Origin of the sequence: Mycobacterium sp. KBS0706 (assembly GCF_005938675.2) — a bacterium.
Taxonomy (GTDB): Bacteria; Pseudomonadota; Alphaproteobacteria; order DSM-16000; family Inquilinaceae; genus Inquilinus.
The window spans coordinates 1-297 of record NZ_VCCH02000415.1 but is presented as its reverse complement, the minus strand read 5'-3'; the positions used below and the strand labels follow the sequence as shown (position 1 = coordinate 297).

The window sequence follows — 297 nt, the reverse complement described above, 5'->3', positions numbered from 1 at the left end:
TCTGAACCCGGTGCCGGAGGGTGTGTCGGGCGAGCTCTACATCGCCGGGGTGAACCTGGCGCGGGGGTATCTCGGCCGACCGGACCTGACGGCGGACCGGTTCGTGCCGGATCCGAACGGTCCATCGGGCAGCCGGATGTACCACTCGGGCGACCTGGTGCGGCGTCGGCCGGACGGGGCGATCGAGTATCTCGGCCGGCTGGACCATCAGGTGAAGCTGCGGGGCCTGCGGATCGAGCTCGGCGAGATCGAGGCCGCGCTACGCTCCCATGCCGGCATCCGGGATGCGGTGGTGGT

Annotated in this window: 1 protein-coding gene; it reads left to right on the top strand. The window is 70.7% G+C overall.

Translation table 11 applies throughout. The features are described 5' to 3' along the window. Positions 1–297 (top strand): AMP-binding protein (locus FFK22_RS42520; RefSeq protein WP_143957080.1); only part of this gene is annotated, 297 nt, incomplete at both ends.